Raw genomic sequence first — 22,512 nt, 5'->3', positions numbered from 1 at the left:
TGCGCCGCCGGCCGTTCTCGGTGGTCCTCTTCGACGAGATCGAGAAGGCCCACCCGGACGTCTTCAACACGCTGCTCCAGATCTTGGAAGACGGTCGCCTGACCGACGGTCAGGGTCGCATCGTCGACTTCAAGAACACGGTGATCATCCTGACCACCAACCTGGGCACGCGTGACGTCGCCAAGGCGGTGTCGCTGGGCTTCCAGGCCTCGGAAGACTCCGACTCCAACTACGAGCGGATGAAGCAGAAGGTCAACGACGAGCTCAAGCAGCACTTCCGGCCCGAGTTCCTGAACCGGATCGACGACACGATCGTCTTCCACCAGCTGACCGAGCGCGAGATCCTGTCGATCGTCGACATCATGATCCAGCGGATCGAGGCTCAGCTGCGCAACAAGGACATGGGTCTGGAGCTGACCGACAACGCCAAGAAGTACCTGGCGAAGAAGGGCTTCGACCCGGTGCTGGGTGCCCGGCCGCTGCGCCGCACCATCCAGCGTGACATCGAGGACAACCTGTCCGAGCGGATCCTCTTCAACGAGCTGAAGCCCGGTCAGATCGTCGTGGTCGACTGCGAGGGTGACCCGGAGAACATCGACAAGTCGAAGCTGGTGTTCCGCGGCGCGGAGAAGCCGGTCGAGGTGCCCGACGCGGTGCCGGCCGACCTCGGTGCGGCGGAAGCCACCGACTGACAAAGTGCGACACGGAAGGGCTCGGAGCTAACGCGCCGGGCCCTTTCGCTATGGGCCCTTGGGCAGCGTGAACAGGTCGCCGGGCAGCGGGTCGACCAGGCCGTCCTCGATCAGCCCCCGCAGCGCCCGGTCGCGCTGGGTCGGTTCCGGCCACACCACGTCGAGCCGGGGCCGGGGCACCGGCTCGACGGCCTCCCGGAGCACGGCCAGCAGCAGCCCACGGACCTGGCGGTCGGTGCCGGCATAGGTCTGCGGCCGGCGGCTCGGCCCGTCCAGCGCCGGGCGACCGGCGGCCCGCCAGGCGCAGCGCTCGACCAGCGGGCAGATCGTGCAGCGCGGCGAGCGGGCCACGCAGACCACGGCGCCGAGCTCCATGAACGCGGCGCTGGCCCGGGCCGCCACCGCCGGCTCGTCCGGCAGCAGGGCGGCGGTGGCCACCAGGTCGGCCGGGCGGGTCGTGTGCCCGCCGTCCGCCTGCCCGGCCACCGCCCGGGCCACGAACCGGCGGACGTTGGTGTCCACGACCGGCTGCCGCTGCCCGTACGCGAAGGCGGCCACCGCCCGCGCGGTGTAGGTGCCGACGCCGGGCAGCGCGAGCAGCAGGTCGAGGTCGTCCGGAACCACGCCGTCGTGGCGCTGGGCGATCGCGGTCGCGCACTCGTGCAGCCGCAGCGCGCGGCGCGGATAGCCCAGGCGGCCCCACATCCGGATCGCCTCACCCGGCTCGTCAGCGGCCAGCGCGGCCGGCGTGGGCCAGCGCGCCAGCCACGCCGCGTACGCCGGCAGCACCCGTACGACGGGCGTCTGCTGGAGCATGACCTCGCTGACCAGGATCGCCCAGGCGCCGGCGTCCGGGTGCCGCCACGGCAGATCGCGCGCGTTGGCGTCGAACCAGGCGATCGCGGCTTCGGCGACGCTCTCCTCGGGCATGATGAGCGATCCTGCCACCGCCGCGCGCCGACGTCCGCTCAGGGTAGGAATCGGGCAGACTCTCTCGGGTGGAGGAGCTAGCGATCACCGTCCTCGGCCGTGACCGGCCCGGCATCGTGGCCGATGTCGCCGGCGTGCTGGCCGACCTCGGCGCCAACCTCACTGACTCGACCATGACCCGGCTGCGCGGGCACTTCGCGATGACGCTGGTCTGCACCGGCCCGGACGCGGCCGACGTGGAGGCGGCGCTGAACCCCGTGGCGGTGCGCGGCCGGCTGCTGGCCACCGTGCGGGCGGTCGGGCCGGAGGAGAGCACCGAGCCGACGGGGGAGCCCTACGTGCTCAGCGTGCACGGCGCCGACCGGCTCGGCATCGTCGCCGAGGTGACCCGGGTGGTGGCCGACGCCGGCGGCAACATCACCGACCTGACGACCCGGCTGGCCGGCCCGCTCTACGTGCTCGTCGCCGAGGTGGAGCTGCCACCGGGCACGGCCGAGCCGACCGAGCGGAGGCTCACCGAGGTGGCGACCGGGCTCGGCGTCGACGTCGTGCTCCGCCGCGCCGAGTCCGATGTCCTGTGATGCCGGCGTGAGCCTCGCCGGCTGGCTCACGGAGCTGGCCCAGCCGGGCCAGGTGCGACCGGTGGTCAGTGCCCCCGACCCGGTGCTCGCCCGCGCCGGCGCGGTCGTCGACCCCACCGACCCGGCGGTGGTCCAGCTCGCCGCCGACCTGGTGGCGACCATGCGGGTCTCGCCGGGCTGCGTCGGGCTGGCGGCTCCGCAGGTGGGCGCGTCGGCGCGGGTGTTCGCCGTTGACGTGACCGGGCATCCGAAGGCGGTGACGGTGCACGGCACCTTCGTGCTCTGCAACGCGACCGTGGTGTCGGCGACCCGCTGGCGACCGGGCCGTGAGGGCTGCATGTCGGTGCCCGACCTGACCGGTGACGTGAAGCGCGCGAGCCGGGTGGTCGTCGAGGGCGTGTTGCCCGGCAGCGGCGAGCCGATCCAGCTGACCACCGACGGTTTCGAGGCCCGCGCCCTGCAGCACGAGATCGACCACTGTGGTGGGTTGCTGTTCCTGGATCGGGTCGCCGGCGCGCACGCGCTGTATCAGCGGAAGGTCTATCTGTAAACGACCCTCGGGAGCCGCGAATGTCACGCGGCGCGTCGCCACCGTCGGAACGGCACACACCGATACGGTGATCCCATCATGCGACTGACGGTTGGCCCCCTGCCTTCCGCCGTCTACTGGCGGCGTCGGGCAATCGTGCTCGGTGCTGCCGTCGTCGTCATCTTCCTGATCGTGCAGTCCTGCTCCGGCGGCGACGCGAGCTCCGTGGGCAACGGCAAGAACGGCCAGAGCAGTGCGCCGGCCGCCGACCCGAAGCCGACCGTCACGATCCTGCGCCCGCACACCGACCCGCCGGAGCAGCAGACCACACCGCAGAACGAAGAGCCACCACCGACCAACCCGGCTCCGCGTACGGGTGAGGCGGCACCGCCGCCCGACGACGGCTCCTGCACCGACGCGGAAATGCTGATCACGCCGGTGCCCGAGGTGACGTCGGCCGCGCGTGGCTCGATGATCGCGATCCGGCTGCGGATCAAGAACACCGGCAAGCGCACCTGCAGCCGCGACGTCGGCGCCGACCAGCAGGAGCTCTACATCAAGAAGGGCGCCGCGAAGGTCTGGTCCTCGGACACCTGCGGCAACGTCAAGGGCAGCGACGTGCAGCCGTTCACGCCGAACTTCGAGCGCGAATACCGCGTCGACTGGAACGGCAAAGACGTGAGCAAGTGCGCCGACAACCTGGCCGACGGCCCGGTGCCGGCCGCCGGCGACTACCAGGTGTTCGGACGCCTGGCCACCAAGACCAGCAACCCGGTCAAACTCACGCTGAACTGAGGCCGCGGCCGATCAGACGTAGCGCTCCAGGATGGACGCCTCGGCAAGCCGGGACAGACCCTCCCGGACGCCTCGGGCGCGGGCGTCGCCCACCCCGTCGACGGCCTGCAGGTCTTCCACCGTGGCACCGAGCAGGCGCTGGAGACTCCCGAAGTGGTCGACCAGCCGATCGACCACCGTGCCGGGCAGCCGGGGCACCTTGGCCAGCAGCCGGAAGCCGCGCGGGCTGACCGCGGCGTCCAGCGCGTCGGACGCACCGGGGTAGCCGATCGCCTTGGCCACGGCGACCAGGTCGATGAGCTCGGTCGAGGAGAGCAGGTCGAGCTCGACCAGCCCCTCGTCGAGGGTGCGGGCCCGCCGGCCGGACGGCAGGTAGTCGCGGATGACCAGGGTGCGGTCGGCGTCGACGCCGGCCATCAGCTCGTCGAGCTGGAGGGCGAGCAGCCGGCCGTCGGTGCCGAGCTCGACCACGTAGCCGGAGATCTCGTCGGCGATGCGGCGGACCATCTCGAGCCGCTGCACGACCGCGACCGCGTCGCGGACCGTCACCAGATCTTCGATCTCCAGGGCGGAGAGCGTGCCGGAGACCTCGTCGAGGCGCATCTTGTAGCGCTCGAGCGTGGCCAGCGCCTGGTTGGCCCGCGACAGGATGGCGGCCGAGTCGTCGAGCACGTGCCGGTGGCCGCTCACGTAGAGGCCGATGATCCGCATCGACTGGCTGACCGAGATGACCGGGAAGCCGGTCTGCTTGGCCACCCGCTCGGCCGTGCGGTGCCGGGTGCCGGACTCTTCCGACGGGATCGACGGGTCGGGCATCAGGTGCACGGCGGCCCGGACGATGCGGGTGCCGTCGCTGGAGAGCACCACGGCGCCGTCCATCTTGCACAGCTCGCGCAGCCGGGTCGCGGAGAACTCGACATCGAGCGGGAAGCCGCCGGTGCAGATCTCCTCGACCACGCTGTCGTGGCCGAGCACGATCAGCGCGCCGGTGCGGCCGCGCAGGATGCGCTCCAGGCCGTCGCGCAGGGCGGTGCCCGGCGCCATCAGGGCGAGGTTGGCGCGCAGGGGGTCACCCACGACGGCGCCGGCCGGCGCCGGACCAGTCGCGGCGGACCCGACGACCCGCTGCTGGGGTGCACCGGCGACACCAGCGCGGCCCGGCAGGCTCGCGCCAGCGGTCTTGTTGGAGTCGCGGTCGAACGGCACGGGCAACAGTCTACGGACCGTCATGAACTCGCTGCGGTCACGGTTGGGCGCTGTGGCGCTCAAGTCGGCCTTCGTGGGCCAAACCCGGCCGGCATTATGGTGCGAATCGGGCGAATCCCCGCTGGCTATTCGGCGGAGAACCGGGCCGCCCACTGCAGCGCCGTGGCCAGGTCGCCAACCTCCTCGACCCGTAGCCCGGGCGCGGCGACCCCGGTCTTGGCCGGCCCGCAGTCGGGTGGCACGAGCGCGTAGCGGAAGCCCAGCCGGGCCGCCTCGGCCAGCCGGCGGGGGACCGCGCCGACCCGACGCACCTCGCCGGTCAGCCCGACCTCGCCGATCGCGGCCAGCCTGGGCGAGATGGCCAGGTTGAGCCCGCCGGACGCGACCGCCAGCGCCATCGCCAGGTCGGCCGCGGGCTCCGTGACCCGGATGCCGCCGACCGTGGCCGCGAACACCTCGCGGTCGTGCAGGGTGAGCTGCTTGGTGCGGGTCTGCAGCACGGCCAGCACCATCGCCAGCCGGGCGCTGTCGATGCCGGAGACGGTGCGCCGGGGCGAGCCGGGCACGGCCGCGCCGATCAGCGCCTGCACCTCGGTCACCAGCGCGCGGCGACCCTCCATCGCGACCGTCACGCAGGTGCCCGGGACGGCTTCGGCGTAGCGGGTAAGGAACATGCCGGACGGGTCGGCCAGGCTCGCGATGCCCGACTCGTGCATCTCGAAGCAGCCCACCTCGTCGGCCGCGCCGAACCGGTTCTTCATGCCGCGCACCAGCCGCAGCGCGGAGTGCTTGTCGCCCTCGAAGTGCAGCACGACGTCGACCAGGTGCTCGAGCACCCGGGGACCGGCCACCTGGCCGTCCTTGGTCACGTGGCCGACCAGCACGGTGGCGATGCCCCGCTCCTTGGCCACCGCGACCAGGGCCGCCGTCACGGCGCGCACCTGGGTCACCCCACCCGGGACGCCTTCGCCGGCGATCGAGATGGTCTGCACCGAGTCGAGCACCAGCAGGCCGGGCTTGACCGCGTCGAGATGGCCGAGCACGGCCGCCAGGTCGCTCTCGGCCGCGAGGTAGAGCCGCTCGTCGAGGGCGCCGATGCGCTCGGCCCGGAGCCGGACCTGGCTCACCGACTCTTCGCCGCTGATCACCAGCGAGGGCGTCTCGCCGGCCGCCGCCCAGCGCTGGGCCACGTCGAGCAGCAGGGTCGACTTGCCGACACCGGGCTCACCCGCGAGCAGCACGACCGCGCCGGGCACGAAGCCGCCGCCGAGCACGCGGTCGAGCTCCGAGACGCCGCTCGGGCGGGCCTTGGCCGGCGCCGCGCTGATCGTGGCGATCGGGCGGGCCGGCTCGGACGGCAGGCGGGTGGCGACCACCTTGCCGGCCACCGCGGGCCCCGAGGTCGCCTCGACGACCGAGCCCCACTCACCACACTCGGGGCAACGGCCGAGCCACTTGGGCGGCTGGTGACCGCAGGCGTCGCAGACGTAGGCCGGCCGCGCGGCCGCTCGGGTACTCACCCGCGGAACTTATCGCGGCCGTACGACAGATCAGTCCTGGAAGGGCGCGACGTCGGCTTCGTGGCCTTCGTCCGGGACGACCTTCGGGCCGCGGGGCAGAGGCGACAGCGGCACCGCGAGACCCGCGTTGGCGGTGAGCTGCTGGCCGTTGAAGTCGAAGACCACGGGCACCGAGTTGCCGTCGTTGAGGTCACCGGTCAGCCCGGTCAGCAGCAGGTAGTTGCCCTGCGCCTGGTTGAGCTGCACGAAGCCGGCCGGCGGGATGGTGATCTCGGCCGGGCCACCGGGCTGGGCCGGGGCCGGCGGCGCGGTGGGAGTGGTCGGCGTCGGGGTGCCGGTGGCACCCGCGTCCGGCGTCGCGGTGGCGGTCGCCGTCGGCTGGACCACCGGGCTCGGCGTCGCGCTCGGGTTGACCAGCCGCACCGACTCGGCGCCCGGGCTGCTCACCCGCACCGTCACCGGCGAGCTGGTGTTGTTGTACAGCGCCAGCGCGAGGCGCGCGTCGGAACCCGTGGCGTAGCCGTCGGCCTTGAAGTCGACGGTCATGTTGCGCACGCTGTAGGTGCCGCCGTCGGGCGCGTTGAGGTCGGCGTCGATGCCGTCGATCGCCGGCACCGTGTCAGCCGTCGACGAGGTCTGGCCGGAGCCACAACCCGTCAGCAACAGGCTCGCGGATGCCGCCACGGCCAGGCCGGCGAGCAGCACCGCGCGACGGCGGGTCCCGAACTTCGAGCGCGTCACGTCGCTCCTCCTCGCAATGCGTACTGGTCGCGGCCGGGCCGCTCCGGCGGGCCGCGCTCCAGGGTAGTGGGACGTGATCCGCCGTGGACGATCGACCCGCGAGCAGCGCGCCGCGCGCCCGTACGGTCACACCACGCGACCGCTCGCCACCAGCAGGATGACGTCGATCACGGCTACGGCCATCACGGCCCGGAACATCGCCACCGAGCGGCCACCACGGGCGGCCGCCGCGCGTCCCGCGTACCAGCCGAGGGGTAGCACCACCACGGCGGCGAGGACGGCCGCGACGCCGGACCACGATGGTGGGCCGGCCGGCCCGGCGACCAGCGCGATGGTGGCGGCGAGCAGGAGCACGGCGGCGGCGAGCCGGGAGCCCGCCGGGCCGAGTCGTTGCGGCAGGCCGCGTACGCCGGTCCGGTCGTCGTCGTCGAGGTCGGGCAGCGCGTTCGCGAAGTGGGCGCCCGCGCCGAGCAGCGCACCGGCCAGCACCAGCCAGACCGGCGGGGCCGGCGAGCCGGGCAGGGCCACCACGACGAAGGCCGGGAGCAGACCGAACGAGACCGCGTACGGGAGCACGGAGAACGGGGTCAGCTTGAGCGGCCAGTCGTAGAGCAGCGCCGAGACCAGCGCCGCGATCATCAACAGCGCGGCCGGGAAGCCGGTGGTCAGCGCGACCAGTACGCAGGCCAGCGTGGCGACCAGCCCGCACCGGCCGACCAGCGTCCGGTCGATCGCGCCGGTGGCGACGGGCTTGTCGGTGCGCCCTACCGCCCCGTCCCGATCCGCGTCGAGCCAGTCGTTGACCCAACCGATCGCGAGCTGGCTGGCGAAGATCGCCCCGGCCGTCCTGGCGATCCCGGCGGCGTCGTGACCCACGCCCCAGGCCAGCAGCGCCGTGACGGCGGTGACCGCGACCGCGGGCTCCGGATGGGAGGCGCGCACCAGTGCCGCAACGGACCATCGCATGACCCGAAGTCTGCCGGTTCGTCAGTGGTCGTGCCAGGCATGACCTGCCTGTACCGTTTGGGAAATGCGGTTACCGCGGCCCCGGAACGACCCGCGCCAGTACCACGACCTGGCGGGCGAATGGTGGCGGCTGGACGGTCCATTCGCGATGTTGCACTGGCTCGCCGAGGCCCGGGCGCGGCTCGTGCCGCCGGCCACCGAGCCCGGTGCCGTGCTCGTCGACGTCGGCTGCGGTGCCGGGTTGCTCGCGCCGCACCTGCGTGACCACGGCTATCACCACGTCGGTGTCGACCTGGTGCCCTCCGCCCTGGAGCAGGCGGCCAGCCACGGCGTCAAGCCGCTGGCCGGTGACGCGGCGGCCATCCCGCTCGCGACCGCCAGCGCGCACGTCGTGGTCGCCGGCGAGCTGCTCGAACACGTACCCGACCTGCCCGGCACCGTCGCGGAGCTGTGCCGCGTGCTGCGCCCCGGTGGGCTGCTGCTGCTCGACACCCTCAACGACACGGCCGTCAGCCGGGTCCTCGCCGTGCACATCGCCGAGCGCATGCCGCGCGCGCCGCGGGGCATCCACGATCCCGATCTGTTCGTGGACCCGGTCCGGCTCGCCGGGCTGTGCGCGGGGCACGGCGTGCGCCTGGAGGTGCGCGGCATCCGGCCGGCACTGCCGGCGGTCGCCGGTTGGTTGGCCGGCCGGCCCCCGCGGCCCGGCCGGCGGCGGATCGTTCCCGTCGCCAGCACCGCCGTGCTCTACCAGGGGCGCGGCCTCAAGGAAGCAATGCCGGCAGCCGGAGGTGGCAAGTGGTGAACGCGCTGGAATCTGCGCGCCGGGTCGCGCCGAGGATGGCGGCCCGCGCGGGCGACTACGACCGGGCGGGCGACTTTCCCGTCGATGACTTCGCCGATCTGCGGTCGGCGGGCCTCTTCGGGCTGATGGTGCCCACCGCGCTCGGCGGTGCCGGTGCCAGCTTCGCGGAGTACACGGCGGTGGCGTACGAGCTGGCCCGCGGCAACGGCGCCTCGGCGCTGGTGTTCAACATGCACGCGTCGGTGACGGGGGCGCTGGGCGCGGTCACGGCCGAGCTCGCCGACTCGCTGGGCCTGCCGGACAGCGCGCTGGCCGCCCGCGACCGGCTGTTGGGCGACGCGGCCGGCGGCGCCTGGTACGCCGTGGCGATGAGCGAGCGCGGTGCCGGCTCCCGGCTGTCCCAGCTCGCCACCACGTACGAGCCGGTCGAGGGTGGCTACCACCTCAAGGGCGCGAAGACGTTCTGCTCGGGGGCCGGCCACGCCGACGCGTACCTGGTCGCCGCCCGCAGCATCGGCGACCAGTCGGTGGTCTCGCAGTTCCTGGTGCCGGCCGACAGCCCGGGCCTGCAGGTGGAGCGCACCTGGGACTCGTTGGGCATGCGCGCGACGTCGTCGCACGACCTGCACCTCGACGTGACCGTGCCGGCCGACCGGCTGCTCGGCGGCATGGAAGGGCTGGCGCTGGTGGTCGCCCAGCTCATGCCGCACTGGCTGATCGCGAGCTACGCGGCCGTCTATGTCGGCGTCGCGCAGGCCGCGATCGACGCCGCCGTCGAGCACCTCAACGCACGCAAGCTGACCCACCTGCCCGCGGTGCGGGCCCGGGTCGGCCGCGCGGACGCCGCCGTAGCCGCCGCCCGGCTCGTGGTCGCCGAGGCCGGCCGGCGCGTCGACGAGGAGCCCGGCGAGCCGGAGACCAACCGCTGGGTGTGGCGCGCCAAGCTGCTCGCCGGCACGACCGCGGCCGAGGTGGCCGCGTCGATGCTGGAGGCGGCGGGCACGTCGGCGACCCGGCGCGGCCATCCACTGGAGCGGCTCTACCGCGACGCCCGGTGCGGCTCGCTGCACCCGGCGACCTCCGACGTCTGCGCCGACTGGCTCGGCATCGCGGCGCTGGGCGGCGACCCGGACCACGACGGATCGGCTCCTCGGTGGTGACCATCGCCGGCATCGGGCTGGCGTTGCCGCCGGGTGCCAAGCAGACGGAGCTGTGGGACGGCTATTTCCGGCAGCACTTCCCGGCCTCCGCCCGCCCGCTGGCCGAACGGATCTTCCTCAACGCGGGAGTGGTCACCCGGCAGGCGTGCGTCAACCCGCTGATCGAGGACGTCTCCGACTGGCCCACCGAGAAGCGCATGCGGCGCTACCTGGTCGAGGCGTTGCCGCTGGGCAAGGAGGCGGTGACCCGGGCCATCGCCGACGCGGACCTGTCGATCGACGACATCGGCCTGTTCGCGGTCTGCTCGTGCACCGGCTACGTCACGCCCGGCCTCGACATCCTGCTCAGCCGCGACCTCGGCATGGCACCCGCCACCCAGCGGCTGTTCGTCGGGCACATGGGCTGTTATGCGGCGCTGCCCGGGCTCGGTGCGGTCAGCGACTACGTGACCGCGCGGGGCCGGCCGGCGCTGCTGCTCTGCGCCGAGCTGACCGGTCTGCACATCCAGCCGTCGGCGACCCGGTTCGACACCCAGCAGATCGTGGCGCACGCGTTGTTCTCGGACGCGGCGGCCGCCGTGGTCGTGCGTCCCGGGGGCTCGGGCTACACGCTGGCCGAGGTCGCCTCGGTCACCGACACCGCCACCGCCGACCACATGACCTGGGACGTCACCGATCTGGGCTTCCGGATGGGGCTCTCGCCGAAGGTGCCCCAGGTGCTCGCACTGCACGTGCGGACGCTGGTCGACGACCTGCTGGCCAGGCACGGGCTGAGCCGCGGCGACGTCGACGGCTGGGCGGTGCACCCCGGTGGGCCGCGCATCCTCAACGTCGTCGAGCGGGAGCTCGAGCTCAGCGTCGAGCAGATGGCCGCGTCGCGGGAGACGCTGGCCGAGAACGGCAACTGCTCCTCGCCGACGGTGCTGCTGATCCTGGAGCGGCTCCGCCGGCGGGTCCGCCCGCCCGAGCGGATCGTCACACTCGCGTTCGGGCCGGGCCTGACGCTCTATGCGGCACTGCTGCTGCGCAGCGCCGCCTGAAACGCCGACACCGGCCGGCGCGAGGTCGCGCCGGCCGGAGTCGTCAGTGGGAAGGCCCTCGAGTCGAGCGCGCGTGGGACGTGCGCTCGGCGCGCCGCGCGCGGTTGATCCGGGAGAAGAGCCGCTTGCGGTCGGCCTCCGCGATCAGCTCGCGCTGGTGGTCGTGGGCGAGGGTGAGCAGGAACTCCGGGTTCTGATACATCGTGCGTCTCCTTGAACGGTCTGCGTTGATGTATCAATCTTCGGCGGCGCCGGACCCGCGGACATCGGGAGCGATTCCCTAACTTGGGCGCTCGGGGGTACTTACGCGGCTCCTTACCCCTGCCTAGGCATACCTAGCGACTGGGTAGCAATGCGAGATCCGCGGCGTACGCGCTGCTGGGTGTGGCCCCGTCCACGATCGTGGTGATCTCGCCCGAGCGGGCCACGAGCGCGACCGGTGTGGCCGTGCCGGGGGTCGAGCCTTCCAGGAGGGTGGTGAGCCCGCCGGACGGGTCGCGCAGCCGGCGCACGGTGGCGGTCACGGGCCCGGGCAGCGTCGCGGTCGACGGCGGCGGCGCGGCCGCGACCGGTCGGCTGGTCGCCGGCGACGGCATCCCACCCCGGGAGACGCTGACGGCGACGACCGTCACGCCGGCCGGGGTCACGGCGGCGATCTCGGTGGCGCACGGGCAGTCGTCGCCGAGGATCAGCACCGCCGGCAGCAGGGAACCGAGTGAGACGGTGTTGCCCGCTTCGTCGAGCAGGTCGACCGGGGGCACGGTGCGGATCAGGCTGGTCGGCGCGGCCTGACCGGAGGAGCTCGCGGCGGCCGGCGTCGGCAGGCCACGCCGCTCGTTGGGCCAGGCCGCCGCGAACAGGCTGATCACCGCGGCCAGCAGCGCGGCCGTCATGATCAGTAAAGGGATCCGCAGCGACGCCGGCTCGGTCGCGGTGTGCGCGCCGTCGGGCGGGACGCTGCCGCGGAACCCTCCGCCGGAGAAGATCCGCGAACCGGTCCGGGACCCGCCGACCCGCTCCTCGCGCAGCTCCCGGCGGACCTGGGCGGCCTCCTCGGCGAGCTCGGCCGCGTCGTCGGGCACGCGTACGTCAGGTGGTAGCTCTGGAAGCTCGTCGAAAGGCCCGCCGTCACCGCCCATGCCGCCCCCTGAGCCTTTGATCGCGCCCGAAGTCGCGTCTGCTTCCAGAGTGGCGTACGAGTCGGGCGAGCGCCACCGTTCAATCCGACAAGGGAGGGGTTGGATCTCGATCCTTACCGCTGTGTCCGTCCGCACGCGGGCGCGCGACGACCCTTGCGGGTTACCCTTAGAGGTGGGAAGCATTCACGTCCGATATCGACGAGGCCCCTGCGGATTGGTAACCCGAAGGTTACTCAGCGTGTTGAAATCGGCCGGCGCGGAGCGTGTCAAGCCTGAGAAAGACCTGTCACAAGCCCTCTGAGCTGCACTTACGGTCAGGACCGGGATGGGACATCGGTGCTCCCGCGTGTTACCCTAGACACAGCGAAAGGGGTTTCGAACCTATGGTTTTCAGTGTCGGCGAGACCGTTGTTTACCCCCACCACGGGGCCGCACTCATCGAGGCAATCGAGACTCGGGTCGTCAAGGGCGAGGAAAAGCTTTACCTCGTTCTCAGGGTCGCTCAGGGTGACTTGACGGTGCGGGTGCCCGCCGAGAACGCCGAGATCGTTGGCGTGCGTGAGGTGGTTGGGGAAGAGGGCCTGGGCAAGGTCTTCGATGTGCTCCGTGCTCCGCACACCGAAGAGCCGACCAACTGGTCACGGCGCTACAAGGCAAACCTGGAGAAGCTGGCTTCGGGCAACCCGCTGAAGGTTGCCGAGGTCGTGCGTGACCTTTGGCGCCGCGAGCGGGAGCGGGGCCTGTCGGCGGGCGAGAAGCGCATGCTCGCCAAGGCACGCGACATCCTGGTCGGCGAGGTTGCCCTCGCCGAGAAGAGCACCAAGGACGAGGCGGAGATGCTCCTCGACAAGGTGCTGACCGAAGCCTGACGTCCGCACCGCACACAGATCAACTCCTCGCGAGGACCGCGACGTGACCGCGCAGCTCAACCCGCGCGGTGACGTCGCGGTCCTCGTTCCAGCCGCGGGCAGTGGCACCCGGCTGGGTCCCGGCGCACCCAAGGCGCTCCGCCTGCTCGGCGGCGAGCCGCTGCTGGTGCACGCGCTGCGCCGGATCTGCCAGGCGCCCTCCGTCGCGGTCGTCGTGGTCGCCGCCCCGCCCGACGAGGTGGCCGGCGTGCGCGCTCTCCTGGCGCCTGTCGCACCCGTCACGGTGGTAGCGGGCGGGGCTCACCGCCAAGCCTCCGTCGCCGCCGCACTGGCCGCCGTGCCCCCGGACGTCCCGATCGTGCTGGTCCACGACGCCGCGCGTGCCCTCGTGCCGCCTGACCTGGTCGAGTCCGTGGCGTCGGCGGTCCGGGCCGGCGCCGACGCGGTGATCCCGGTGCTGCCGGTCGTCGACACGATCAAGGAAGTCGGTCCGGACGACGCGGTACGCGGCACCGTCGACCGGGCGCCGCTGCGCGCCGTGCAGACCCCACAGGGCTTCCGCCGCCAGATCCTCGCCGCCGCGCACGCCGCCGCCGTCGACCCGCTGACCGACGACGCGGGCCTGGTCGAGAAGCAGGGGGTACGGGTGACCTGCGTGCCCGGCTCCGACCACGCCCTGAAGATCACCCGCCCGTTCGACCTGCTGCTGGCCGAGCACCTCCTCGCCACCGAATAGGCTGCCCGCGTGGAGCTTCCTCGGGTGGGCATCGGCACCGACGTGCACGCCTTCGGCGTGGGCCGTGAGTGCTGGGTGGCGGGCCTGTTCTGGCCGGGCGTCGACGGCCTGGCCGGCCATTCCGACGGTGACGTCGCCGCCCACGCCGCCTGCGACGCGCTGTTCTCCGCGGCGGGCCTCGGCGATCTCGGCAGCAACTTCGGCGTCGACCGGCCGGAGTGGGCCGGCGCCTCCGGCGTGGCCCTGCTCGGCGAGGCCGCCCGGCTCGTGCGGGCGGCCGGCTTCGAGATCGGCAACATCTCGATCCAGGTGGTGGGCGTCCGACCCAAGATCGGCCCGCGCCGCGCCGAGGCGCAGCAGGCGCTGGGTGCCGCCGTCGACGCACCCGTCACGGTCTCCGGCACCACGACCGACGGCCTCGGCCTGACCGGCCGTGGCGAGGGCCTGGCCGGCATCGCGGTTGCCCTGCTCCACGGCCAGTCCTGATCGTCGCGCCGGTCGTGCGCCGTGGCTTGCCTGACGGCCGGTCGTGGCCCGCTGTCGATCGCGGCATGACCTTGCTCGGCAGCCGTTGCTGATCGTCGCAAGCTACGCTCGGGCCGTGTCGAGCATGGATGCCGATCCCACCGAGGGCCACCTGCGTCGGGCCGAGTTGCTCGCCGACCTTGGGCACTTCGACGAGGCCGTGGCCGAGCTCGACCCGCAGCTGACCGCCGAGCCCGACGACGGCGTCGCGTTGGCCCTGCTCGCCGCGATCCAGCTCGCCGCCGGCCGCCCCGAGCCCGCCCTCGCGGCCGCGCAGCGGGCCGTCGCCGCGACCCCGGGCGCCGCCGCGCCGCAGGTGACCGAGGCCGAGGCGTTGATCCAGCTGCGCCGGTTCAAAGAGGCGGCCGCGGTGGCCGAGCGCATCCTCGACGCCGGGCCGGAGGACCCCTTCGCCCAGTTGCACGGTGCCGCGATCCTCGGCGAGGCGCGCAACGGGCAGCGGGCCCTGGACGCCGCCTGGCAGGCGGTGGCGCTGGCGCCGCAGGACGCGAAGGCCCACCTCGTGCTGTCCGGCATCGCCGGCCGCCTGGAGCTCAAGGAGATCGCCGAGCGGGCCCGCGACGAGGCGCTGCGGCTGGACCCGGCGATCGCCTCGGCCGAGGGCCAGGGCCAGCTCGGCCGCTATGCCGTGCCGCCGCCGCAGGCCCGCGACCTGCGCCCCACTCCGGCCACCGCGATCGGCTGGCTGGCGCTCTACGCCGGTGCCTTCACCGTGCCGGTCGCGATGTTGGCGGCGGTGCTGCACCAGGTGCACCCCGGCACGTCCCGGGTCGTCGCCGTGCTGCTCGGGCTGGTCGGCCTGGGCCTGGTGGCGCTGTTCGCCACCCGCCTGCCCGGATCGCCGCGCGAGATGCTGCGCGGTGACCGGGCGTCGACCGTCGCCGGCTGCGCGACGGTCGCCGGGCCCCTGAGCGTCATCGTTTACGGCGCCATCGGCTCACCCTGGGCGGTCGCCGCCGCCCTGGCCGCGACCGCCGTAGCCGCGATCGCGGTCGTATCTCGGATGAAGTTCTAGGCCTGCCGCCCCGACCAGGTCCACGCGTAGCCGGTGTCTTCGCAGGTCAGGGCCGCGTCGCAGAGGTCGAGCGGGCGGAACGTGTCGACCATGACCGCGAGCTCGTCGAAGTAGTCGATGCCGATCGACCGCTCTGCTGCGCCCGGCTGCGGGCCGTGCGTGAAACCCGACGGGTGCAGCGACATCGAGCCCTGCTCGATCCCCGAGCCGCGGCGGGCCTCGTAGTTGCCGCCGGTGTAGAACAGCAGCTCGTCCGAGTCGACGTTGTGGTGGTTGTAGGGCACCGGGATCGACAGCGGGTGGTAGTCGACCTTGCGCGGGACGAACGAGCAGATCACGAAGTTCGGGCCTTGGAAGGTCTGGTGCACCGGCGGTGGCTGGTGCACCCGGCCGGTGATCGGCTCGAAGTCGTGGATCGAGAACGCCCACGGGTAGAGGTGCCCGTCCCAGCCGACCACGTCGAACGGGTGGTTGGCGTAGACGTGCTTCGTCCAGCCGCGCCGGTGCTGCACCAGCACTTCGACGTCCGTGCCGTCCTCGACCAAGACCCCCGCAGGGCCACGGATGTCGCGCTCGCAGTACGGCGCGTGCTCCAGGAACTGGCCGCGCACCGACAGGTAGCGCTTGGGCGGCCCGATGTGCCCGGTCGCCTCGATCGCCAGCAGCCGCAGCGGCTCCTCGCCGACCGGCACCAGGCGGTGGATCACCGACGTCGGGATGATCACGTAGTCGCCGGCCGTGGCGTCCAGGACCCCGAACGTCGACTCGACCCGCAGCGCGCCGGCCTCCACGTAGAGGCACTCGTCGCCGACCGCGTTGCGGTAGAGGGGCGAGGGGCGCTCGGCGGTCACGTACGAGATGCGCACGTCGTCGTTGGCGAGCAGGTGCGCGCGGCCCAGCACCGGGTCGGCGCCGGCCGTGTCGAGCTTGTGGGTGCGCAGGTGCCGGGGCTTCAGCGGGCGGTTGGGCGTGCGGCTCCAGGCGGGCGGGTCGAACGCCTCGGCAGCCACGATCGCCGTCGGCATCGCACGGTGGTAAAGAAGCGACGAATCAGACGAGAACCCCTCCTGACCCATCAGCTCCTCGGCGTACAGGCTGCCGTCGGGCTGCCGGAACTGGGTGTGCCGCTTGCGGGGCACCTCGCCGACGCTGCGGTAGTAGGGCATGTCGACCTCCCGCCGGCGTCCGATAATCGGACGCCATTGTCCGTTTCTTGTAGCGTCCACTAAGTTCAGTAACCGTGTCAACCGATCGCCGGACACCCACCGACCAGCCGTTGATCGCCCCGCTGTTCCATCGGCTCATCGACGACGCGGCGGTGTTCCCACCTGGCAACGCCGCGCTGCCCGACGCGGTCACGGCGCACCGCGAACATCGGGCCGCCTGGTACGCCGACCTGGTCGGCCCCCTGCTCGTCCCGGCCACCTCCGTGGACGCGCTGACCGGGCTGCTGGACCCGGCCGAGCGCCTGGACATCGGCATCATCGGCGACCTGCCGATCGACCGGCTGGGTGTGCCCGACGACCCCCGCGTGGTCGTACGCCAGATCGAAGCGGCCGTGGCCAAGCGCGGCGAGGACCCGCAGCCCGGCATCGCCCGCATGCTGGACCTCGCGAACAGGCAGCCCGAGCTCGACGTCTACGCCGAGATCCCACTGACCTTCGGCCTCCTGGCCGGCCTCGACACGATCGCGGAGGCTCGCGCGAACGGCACGCGGGTGGCGGCCAAGTTCCGCACCGGCGGCCTGGCCGCCGAGCTGTTCCCGACCCCGGTCGAGCTGGCCGCGGTGATCTGCGCGTGCCGTGACCGGGAGCTGCCCTTCAAGCTGACGGCCGGCCTGCACCACGCGCTCCGGCACGCCGACCCCGAGACGGGCTTCACCCACCACGGCTTCCTCAACGTGCTGGCCGGCGCCGCCTTGGCGCTCGACGGCGGCGAGGTGGCCGACGTGGCCGAGGTGCTCGCCGCGATCGACGCCGTGCCGCTGATCGAGCCGGTCCGGGCCCGCCGCCACCAGCCGAGGGGGCTGTGGGTCGGGTTCGGCTCGTGCAGCATGATCGAGCCGCTGACCGACCTGATCCGGCTCGGCCTGGTGAACGGGGGATACGAGGGATGACCTGGGTTCCGGGTGCGGAGGGCTCGCCGTACGGCGTGCACAACCTGCCCTATGGGGTGTTCCGCCAGGGTGACCGGCCGGCGCGGATCGGCGTGCGGATCGGCGACCTGCTGCTCGATCTCGACAGCGTCGAGGCGGCCGGACTGGTGCTCGCCGGTGGCGCGCTCCGCGAGCCGACGCTCAACGCGTTCCTCGCGCTCGGCCGCCCGCAGTGGAGCGCCGTCCGTTCGCGGATCAGCGAGCTGCTCACCGACGCCGCCCACCGGGCCGCCGTCGAGCCGATGCTGCTGCCGCTGGCCGAGGTAGAGCTGGTCATGCCGTTCGAGGTCGGCGACTACGTCGACTTCTACTCGTCGGAGCACCACGCCACCAACGTTGGGCGGATCTTCCGGCCCGACGACGAGCCGCTGCTGCCCAACTGGCGGCACCTGCCGATCGGCTACCACGGCCGGGCCGGCACGGTCGTCGTCTCGGACACGCCCGTGCGGAGGCCGAGCGGCCAGCGGGCCACCCCCGACGGCCCGGTCTACGGCCCGTCGACGCGGCTCGACATCGAGGCCGAGGTCGGCTTCGTCGTCGGGGTCCCGTCCGCGCTGGGCGAGCCCGTGCCGGTCGACCGGTTCGCCGACCACGTCTTCGGCATCGTGCTGGTCAACGACTGGTCCGCCCGCGATCTACAGGCCTGGGAATATCGCCCGCTCGGCCCGTTCCTGGCCAAGTCGTTCGCCACCTCGGTGTCGCCCTGGGTGGTGCCGCTCGAGGCGCTGGCCGACGCCTGGGTGCCGGCGCCCGAGCAGGACCCGCCGGTGTTGCCCTATCTGCGCGACGTGCCGCACCTCGGCCTCGACCTGCGGCTCGAGGTCGACTGGAACGGCACGGTGGTGAGCCGCCCGCCGTTCGCCGGCATGTACTGGACCGGGGCACAGCAGCTCGCCCACCTGACCGTCAACGGCGCCTCCGTCCGCACCGGAGACCTCTACGCCTCCGGGACGATCTCCGGGCCGGACCGCGCCCAGACCGGCTCGTTCCTCGAGCTGACCTGGGGCGGCGCGGAGCCGGTCGGGCTCGATGCCGGGGTGAAGCGGACGTTCCTCGAAGACGGCGACACCGTGACGATCAGCGCGACCGCACCCGGACCGGACGGCACCACGGTCGGGCTCGGCGAGGTGCGGGGCACCATCGTCCCGGCCGGTGCACCACCCCGGTAGGGTGCCCTCCGTGGTGGGAGCGGCCCGGCGCCGGGTGGTAGCGGTGCTCGCCGGCCTCGTGCTGGTCGCGGGCGCCGGCCTCGTCGTCTACCGGGTGTTCGCACCCGGCGAGGTGCTGGCGGAGCCGACGGTCGGCTATCCCGCGGCACCGACCCCGCGCCCGGCGGCCGTGCTCGGCACGTTGCCGGCCGCGCCGCTGATCGTCGACGGCCGCCTGCGGGTGGTCGCCGACAAGCGCCAGGTCCGCGCCGACGGCCCGGTCGACTCGCGCTACCTCAACACGCCCTACTGGTCGTTCCGGCGCTGGCCCGCCGAGCTCGTCGGGGTCGTCGCCGCCGGCGGCACGGTGGTCAGCCGATGGTCCGACGGGGTGCTTGTCGGGCTGGACGCCCGCACCGGGCGCGACGTCTGGCGGACCAAGGGCGAGGTTCCGGTCATCCCCGAGTACGCCGGCCGGCGCACGGGAGCGCTAACCGTCTACGCGCCGCCGGGTCTGTTCCTCTCGGGTGACACGGTCGTGGTGGCGGGCTCGACCAGCACCCGGGCGTACGCGCTTAACACCGGCGCCCCGGGCTGGCAACAGCCGGCCCAACCCTGTCCGACCCGGCCCGATCCGATCGGCTTCACCACCGCAGACGGCCGGGTGGCCGTGTTGCGTGCCTGCGACGAGGCGGTCCGCCTGTTCGACGCCGCCACCGGCACAGCCGCCGGCTCGATCGAGCTGTACGAGCACCTGGCGCCGGAAACCACGCTCGAACCGCTCGACTGTGTCGCACCTCGGACGAGCTGCGCCGGCCTGCGGGTCGACGACTTCGCCACCCGGAAAGCCTGGCTCTTCGCGAACGGCGGCACCAAGCCGGCGGGCACGGCTTCGGAGATCGCCAGCGGTGTGCCCCGGCTCGCCCGGCCCGGCGCCGCGCTGGTCGACGGCCTCGCGGTGACGGTCGAGGAGACGGGGGTGGTCGCGTCGGGCGCGACCGACAGCGAGCAGCGTTGGCGCGTCGAGCTCGGCCGGCCGGATGCCACGATCCTGGCCGCGGCTGACGGCCGGGTCTACGTGCTCACCGCCGACCGCGACCTGGTCACGCTCGACGCCACCTCGGGCGCGGAGATCTCCCGGTTCCGGTACACGTACTTCGCCGAGAAGACCGACTGGGTGCCCGGCTACTCGTACACGGCCGGCGGTTATCTCCTGACCGAGCGCCTCGCGGACACCTCCGCCCGCGAGGACGCCGACTACTACTTCGACCCGCAGCCAGTCATCCTGGCGACTACCTAAAGCGCCGACGCCGCCGCAGTCAGGAACGCGTCGTTCTCTTCCGGGGTGCCGATCGTGACGCGTACGCCGTCGCCCTGGAACGGACGCACGATCACGCCCTGCTTCTCGCAGGCGGCCGCGAACTCGGCGGACTCGGCGCCCAGCGGCAGCCAGACGAAGTTGGCCTGCGAGTCCGGCACGTCCGGCACCAGCGCGCGGATCGCGGTGGTGACCCGGTCGCGCTCGGCGATCACCAGGGCGCACCGGCGGGCGACCTCGTCGGCCTGCTCGAGCGCGGCGAGCGCGGCGGCCTGGGCCACGGCGCTGGTGGAGAACGGCGTGACGACCTTGCGCACGGCCGCTGCCACCACCGGCTGGGCGACCAGGTAGCCGACCCGCAGCCCGGCCAGGCCCCACGCCTTGGACAGGGTGCGCAGCACGGCCACGTTCGGTCGGTCGCCGAAGGCCGCCAGCCCGTCGGGCACGTCGGGGTCGGTCACGAACTCGCGGTACGCCTCGTCGAGCACCACCAGCACGTCGTCCGGCACGGAGTCGAGGAAGCGGGTCAGCTCGGCGCGGCTGATCGCGGTGCCCGTCGGGTTGTTGGGGCTGCAGACGAAGACCAGGCGGGTGCGGTCGGTGATCGCCGCCGACATCGCCGTCAGGTCGTGGCCGTGCCCGGCGGTGTTGGGCACGCGCACGCTGGTGGCACCGGCCGTGTGGGCGATGATCGGGTAGGCCTCGAACGAGCGCCACGAGTAGACGACCTCGTCGCCCGGCAGACAGGTGGCCCGAACCAGGTGCTCGGCCAGCGCGACCGAACCACAGCCGGTGGCCACGCGCTCGGCCTCGACGCCGAGCGTGGCGGCGAACGCGTCACGGAGCTCGACGACGCCCATGTCCGGGTAGCGGTGCGAGGTGGCCGCGGCCTCCGCGATCGCCTCGACGACCCCGGGCAGCGGACCGTACGGCACCTCGTTGCTGGCCAGCTTGATCGCCGCCGGGAGGCCGAGCTCGCGCGCCAGGTCGGCGGGGCTGCGGCCGGGCACGTAGTTGGGCAGCGCGTCGAGGTCGGCCCGGGTGAGTCGGGGGGTCATGACGTGCCTCCAGGATTCTGCGGCGGGCTGGCGCCGGCCGGCGGGCGGGGGTTGGCGACAACCACGACCGTGCGAGCGGCCTTGTCGTGCAGCGCCTGGTGCAGCGGGCGGTCGACGGTCAGCCAGAAGCAGTCGACGAGCTGCCAGATGAAGCCGACGCAGCAGGTCCAGAACAGCATCGGCAGGCCGAGCAGGTTCCACCGGCGCAGCGACCGGCCGAAGCCCAGCTTGGGCGAGCCGTCGACGCGGACGACGCGCAGGCCGACGAGCCGCTTGCCCAGGGTCTGGCCGGTGTTGGCGACGGCCGGCACCTCGTAGGCGAACCACAGCGCGCAGGCGATGATCAGGATGACCAGCTGCAACCGGCTGGCCTGCGCGCTGGGCGCCATCTGCATGAGCGAGCCGAACGACTCGCCTTCCTGCGCGCGGGCGTTGAACTCGCGGTAGAACGGCGCGACCTCGCGCACGTACTGGTAGACGAACCAGCCGTTGACCACGACGTTGAGCAGCAGCACCGCGAAGATGTCGATCAACCGTGCGACCAGCCGCAGGCCGGGGGAGGCCAGCGGCACGCCGATCGGCGCCACCACCGGTTGCTGGAGGGTCTGCACCGGCGGGTACGCGGGACCGCCCGGCACGCCGTACCCGTAGCCCTCGGCGCCTTGACCCGGGTGCCCGTTGGCCGGCGGCGGGGTGCCGTAGCCGGGGTAGGCGGGGTAGCCGGGGGCCTGCGCGGGCGCCGGCACCGCGGGGGAGGTGGGTGCCGGGGGCTCGGGCTCCGGGGGCGGCGGCAGCTCGGGCGGGCCGTCGGGTGGCGTCGCGTCGGCGGGAAGGGGTGCGCCGATCCAGCCTTCACCGTCCCAGTAGCGCTGGGTCGTCGGTTCGGCTGGGTCTTTGTACCAACCCGGGGGCACTGAGCTCACTGCACGACCTTAGCTACCACTGTGCCGGCCGCCTTGTCGTGGAGGGTCTGCTGGAGCGGCTGATCCCACAGTTGCCAGAGACCATCGACAAAGCTGAAGAAGGGTACGAACGTGCCGGCCACGAACTGCACGAGGTAGCGGCGCGCCAGGACGCCACGGTCCAGCGGCCGGCCGCTGACCGGTTGCACCCGCAGCGACATCACCCGCTTGCCGACCGTCTGTCCGGATCGCAGCTGGTACTCCACGAAATAGAGGTAGGTGAAGGCCAGCTGCAGCAGGAAGACCAGCCCGTAGAGCGCGAAGAAGAGCAGGAAAATCCACCCGACGTCGTCGCTCTGCTGCTCCGCGGCGTTCGCCATGGCGGCGAACATGACGATCATCATCGGGACGACGAGGACGGCGGTGGCCAGACTCAGGATCAGACCGTCGATCAGGTACGCGAGGAACCGGTCGCCGAAACCGGCCAGCGGATGGCCGGTCGGGCTCACCGGCGGCCGCCACATCGGCGGCGGTCCGGCGTACCCCGGCTGCATGGGTATGTGGCCCGGGCCGGCCGGCGAGTAGCCCGCCGGCGGCCCGGGCGGCTGGCGCGGGTCCCGCGCGCCGGGTGTTGCCTGGGGGTCGGGGTGCATCCCGACAG

Annotated in this window: 25 protein-coding genes; 14 read left to right on the top strand and 11 right to left on the bottom strand. The window is 72.9% G+C overall.

Annotated features, from left to right (window positions below; all coding sequences use genetic code 11):
• The coding region (locus tag CHC05_RS28675; RefSeq protein WP_179266419.1) for an AAA family ATPase at positions 1–692 on the top strand (692 nt) is incomplete at its 5' end.
• A gap of 48 nt (positions 693–740) precedes the next feature.
• Here CHC05_RS28675 and CHC05_RS28670 read toward each other — a convergent pair.
• Complete coding sequence (locus CHC05_RS28670; RefSeq protein WP_089253684.1) at positions 741–1,622, bottom strand: HhH-GPD family protein; 882 nt, start codon at positions 1,620–1,622, stop codon at positions 741–743.
• Positions 1,623–1,690: 68 nt separating this feature from the next.
• On the opposite strand from CHC05_RS28670, the gene CHC05_RS28665 reads away from it, so the two are divergent.
• From CHC05_RS28665 to CHC05_RS28655, 3 genes are all read left to right on the top strand, one after another.
• Positions 1,691–2,203: a glycine cleavage system transcriptional repressor gene (locus tag CHC05_RS28665; protein ID WP_089253683.1), complete on the top strand. Its 513-nt coding sequence runs from the start codon at positions 1,691–1,693 to the stop codon at positions 2,201–2,203.
• Positions 2,193–2,753 carry a peptide deformylase gene (locus tag CHC05_RS28660; RefSeq protein ID WP_089253682.1) on the top strand — a complete coding sequence of 187 codons (561 nt, stop codon included), beginning with the start codon at positions 2,193–2,195 and terminating at the stop codon, positions 2,751–2,753. Before CHC05_RS28665 ends, CHC05_RS28660 begins: the two co-directional genes overlap by 11 nt.
• Positions 2,754–2,831: 78 nt before the next feature.
• Entirely contained in the window at positions 2,832–3,527 is a 696-nt protein-coding gene (locus tag CHC05_RS28655; protein ID WP_089253681.1) for a hypothetical protein, read from the top strand.
• 12 nt (positions 3,528–3,539) lie between these two features.
• Here the strand turns inward: CHC05_RS28655 and disA are convergent, their stop codons facing one another.
• The 4 genes from disA to CHC05_RS28635 form a co-directional block, all read right to left on the bottom strand.
• Positions 3,540–4,733, bottom strand: a complete 1,194-nt coding sequence (gene disA, locus CHC05_RS28650; protein WP_089253680.1) for a DNA integrity scanning diadenylate cyclase DisA — start codon at positions 4,731–4,733, stop codon at positions 3,540–3,542.
• A 125-nt stretch (positions 4,734–4,858) separates the two neighbouring features.
• Positions 4,859–6,253 carry a DNA repair protein RadA gene (radA, locus tag CHC05_RS28645; RefSeq protein WP_089253679.1) on the bottom strand — a complete coding sequence of 465 codons (1,395 nt, stop codon included), beginning with the start codon at positions 6,251–6,253 and terminating at the stop codon, positions 4,859–4,861.
• Between the two features lie 30 nt (positions 6,254–6,283).
• Positions 6,284–6,994 carry a hypothetical protein gene (locus tag CHC05_RS41715; protein ID WP_089253678.1) on the bottom strand — a complete coding sequence of 237 codons (711 nt, stop codon included), beginning with the start codon at positions 6,992–6,994 and terminating at the stop codon, positions 6,284–6,286.
• Positions 6,995–7,120: 126 nt separating this feature from the next.
• Positions 7,121–7,960: a UbiA family prenyltransferase gene (locus tag CHC05_RS28635; RefSeq protein ID WP_089253677.1), complete on the bottom strand. Its 840-nt coding sequence runs from the start codon at positions 7,958–7,960 to the stop codon at positions 7,121–7,123.
• Positions 7,961–8,024: 64 nt separating this feature from the next.
• Here CHC05_RS28635 and CHC05_RS28630 point away from each other — a divergent pair, with 64 nt between their 5' ends.
• From CHC05_RS28630 to CHC05_RS28620, 3 genes are read left to right on the top strand one after another with little or no spacing between them, the layout of a single operon-like run.
• The gene (locus tag CHC05_RS28630) at positions 8,025–8,765 is read left to right on the top strand and encodes a methyltransferase domain-containing protein (RefSeq protein WP_089253676.1); all 741 of its coding nucleotides are present in this window, start codon (positions 8,025–8,027) and stop codon (positions 8,763–8,765) included.
• Positions 8,762–9,925 (top strand): acyl-CoA dehydrogenase family protein, encoded by a 1,164-nt coding sequence (locus tag CHC05_RS28625; RefSeq protein ID WP_425426857.1) that lies wholly within the window; start codon positions 8,762–8,764, stop codon positions 9,923–9,925. Before CHC05_RS28630 ends, CHC05_RS28625 begins: the two co-directional genes overlap by 4 nt.
• A complete protein-coding gene (locus tag CHC05_RS28620) occupies positions 9,907–10,965 on the top strand; it encodes a type III polyketide synthase (RefSeq protein ID WP_089253720.1) in 1,059 nt (352 codons plus the stop codon). The genes CHC05_RS28625 and CHC05_RS28620 overlap by 19 nt, the downstream gene beginning before the upstream one ends.
• Before the next feature lie 43 nt (positions 10,966–11,008).
• On the opposite strand, the gene CHC05_RS41710 is transcribed toward CHC05_RS28620, so the two are convergent.
• On the bottom strand, positions 11,009–11,167 hold the full coding sequence (locus CHC05_RS41710) for a hypothetical protein (RefSeq protein ID WP_179266418.1): 159 nt from the start codon (positions 11,165–11,167) through the stop codon (positions 11,009–11,011).
• Between the two features lie 133 nt (positions 11,168–11,300).
• A complete protein-coding gene (locus CHC05_RS28615; RefSeq protein WP_144022811.1) occupies positions 11,301–12,104 on the bottom strand; it encodes a hypothetical protein in 804 nt (267 codons plus the stop codon).
• 383 nt (positions 12,105–12,487) lie between these two features.
• Between CHC05_RS28615 and CHC05_RS28610 the strand changes: the two genes are divergently transcribed.
• From CHC05_RS28610 to CHC05_RS28595, 4 genes are all read left to right on the top strand, one after another.
• Complete coding sequence (locus CHC05_RS28610) at positions 12,488–12,973, top strand: CarD family transcriptional regulator (RefSeq protein ID WP_089253673.1); 486 nt, start codon at positions 12,488–12,490, stop codon at positions 12,971–12,973.
• Positions 12,974–13,016: 43 nt separating this feature from the next.
• Positions 13,017–13,709 carry a 2-C-methyl-D-erythritol 4-phosphate cytidylyltransferase gene (ispD, locus tag CHC05_RS28605; protein WP_089253672.1) on the top strand — a complete coding sequence of 231 codons (693 nt, stop codon included), beginning with the start codon at positions 13,017–13,019 and terminating at the stop codon, positions 13,707–13,709.
• Positions 13,710–13,718: 9 nt separating this feature from the next.
• Positions 13,719–14,195: a 2-C-methyl-D-erythritol 2,4-cyclodiphosphate synthase gene (ispF, locus tag CHC05_RS28600; protein ID WP_089253671.1), complete on the top strand. Its 477-nt coding sequence runs from the start codon at positions 13,719–13,721 to the stop codon at positions 14,193–14,195.
• Positions 14,196–14,310: 115 nt separating this feature from the next.
• The gene (locus tag CHC05_RS28595) at positions 14,311–15,270 is read left to right on the top strand and encodes a tetratricopeptide repeat protein (RefSeq protein WP_144022810.1); all 960 of its coding nucleotides are present in this window, start codon (positions 14,311–14,313) and stop codon (positions 15,268–15,270) included.
• Here CHC05_RS28595 and CHC05_RS28590 read toward each other — a convergent pair.
• Positions 15,267–16,436 (bottom strand): homogentisate 1,2-dioxygenase, encoded by a 1,170-nt coding sequence (locus CHC05_RS28590; RefSeq protein ID WP_089253669.1) that lies wholly within the window; start codon positions 16,434–16,436, stop codon positions 15,267–15,269. The two genes, CHC05_RS28595 and CHC05_RS28590, sit on opposite strands and share 4 nt — an antisense overlap.
• Positions 16,437–16,549: 113 nt before the next feature.
• Between CHC05_RS28590 and CHC05_RS28585 the strand changes: the two genes are divergently transcribed.
• Genes CHC05_RS28585 through CHC05_RS28575 form a run of 3 tightly spaced genes read left to right on the top strand, consistent with a single transcriptional unit; the run spans position 16,550 to position 19,873 of the window.
• Positions 16,550–17,386, top strand: a complete 837-nt coding sequence (locus CHC05_RS28585) for a hypothetical protein (protein ID WP_089253719.1) — start codon at positions 16,550–16,552, stop codon at positions 17,384–17,386.
• On the top strand, positions 17,383–18,594 hold the full coding sequence (gene fahA, locus CHC05_RS28580) for a fumarylacetoacetase (RefSeq protein ID WP_089253668.1): 1,212 nt from the start codon (positions 17,383–17,385) through the stop codon (positions 18,592–18,594). The genes CHC05_RS28585 and fahA overlap by 4 nt, the downstream gene beginning before the upstream one ends.
• A 10-nt stretch (positions 18,595–18,604) precedes the next feature.
• Complete coding sequence (locus CHC05_RS28575) at positions 18,605–19,873, top strand: outer membrane protein assembly factor BamB family protein (protein WP_179266417.1); 1,269 nt, start codon at positions 18,605–18,607, stop codon at positions 19,871–19,873.
• Here the strand turns inward: CHC05_RS28575 and hisC are convergent.
• From hisC to CHC05_RS28560, 3 genes are read right to left on the bottom strand one after another with little or no spacing between them, the layout of a single operon-like run.
• On the bottom strand, positions 19,870–20,949 hold the full coding sequence (gene hisC, locus CHC05_RS28570) for a histidinol-phosphate transaminase (protein WP_089253666.1): 1,080 nt from the start codon (positions 20,947–20,949) through the stop codon (positions 19,870–19,872). The genes CHC05_RS28575 and hisC overlap by 4 nt on opposite strands.
• Positions 20,946–21,872 (bottom strand): RDD family protein, encoded by a 927-nt coding sequence (locus CHC05_RS28565; protein WP_144022809.1) that lies wholly within the window; start codon positions 21,870–21,872, stop codon positions 20,946–20,948. Before CHC05_RS28565 ends, hisC begins: the two co-directional genes overlap by 4 nt.
• On the bottom strand, positions 21,869–22,504 hold the full coding sequence (locus CHC05_RS28560; RefSeq protein ID WP_245871266.1) for an RDD family protein: 636 nt from the start codon (positions 22,502–22,504) through the stop codon (positions 21,869–21,871). Before CHC05_RS28560 ends, CHC05_RS28565 begins: the two co-directional genes overlap by 4 nt.
• Between the last annotated feature and the right edge of the window lie 8 nt (positions 22,505–22,512).

The organism is Asanoa hainanensis (assembly GCF_900188485.1).
Classification (GTDB): domain Bacteria; phylum Actinomycetota; class Actinomycetes; order Mycobacteriales; family Micromonosporaceae; genus Asanoa; species Asanoa hainanensis.
This window is presented reverse-complemented; position numbering and strand designations above follow the sequence as displayed.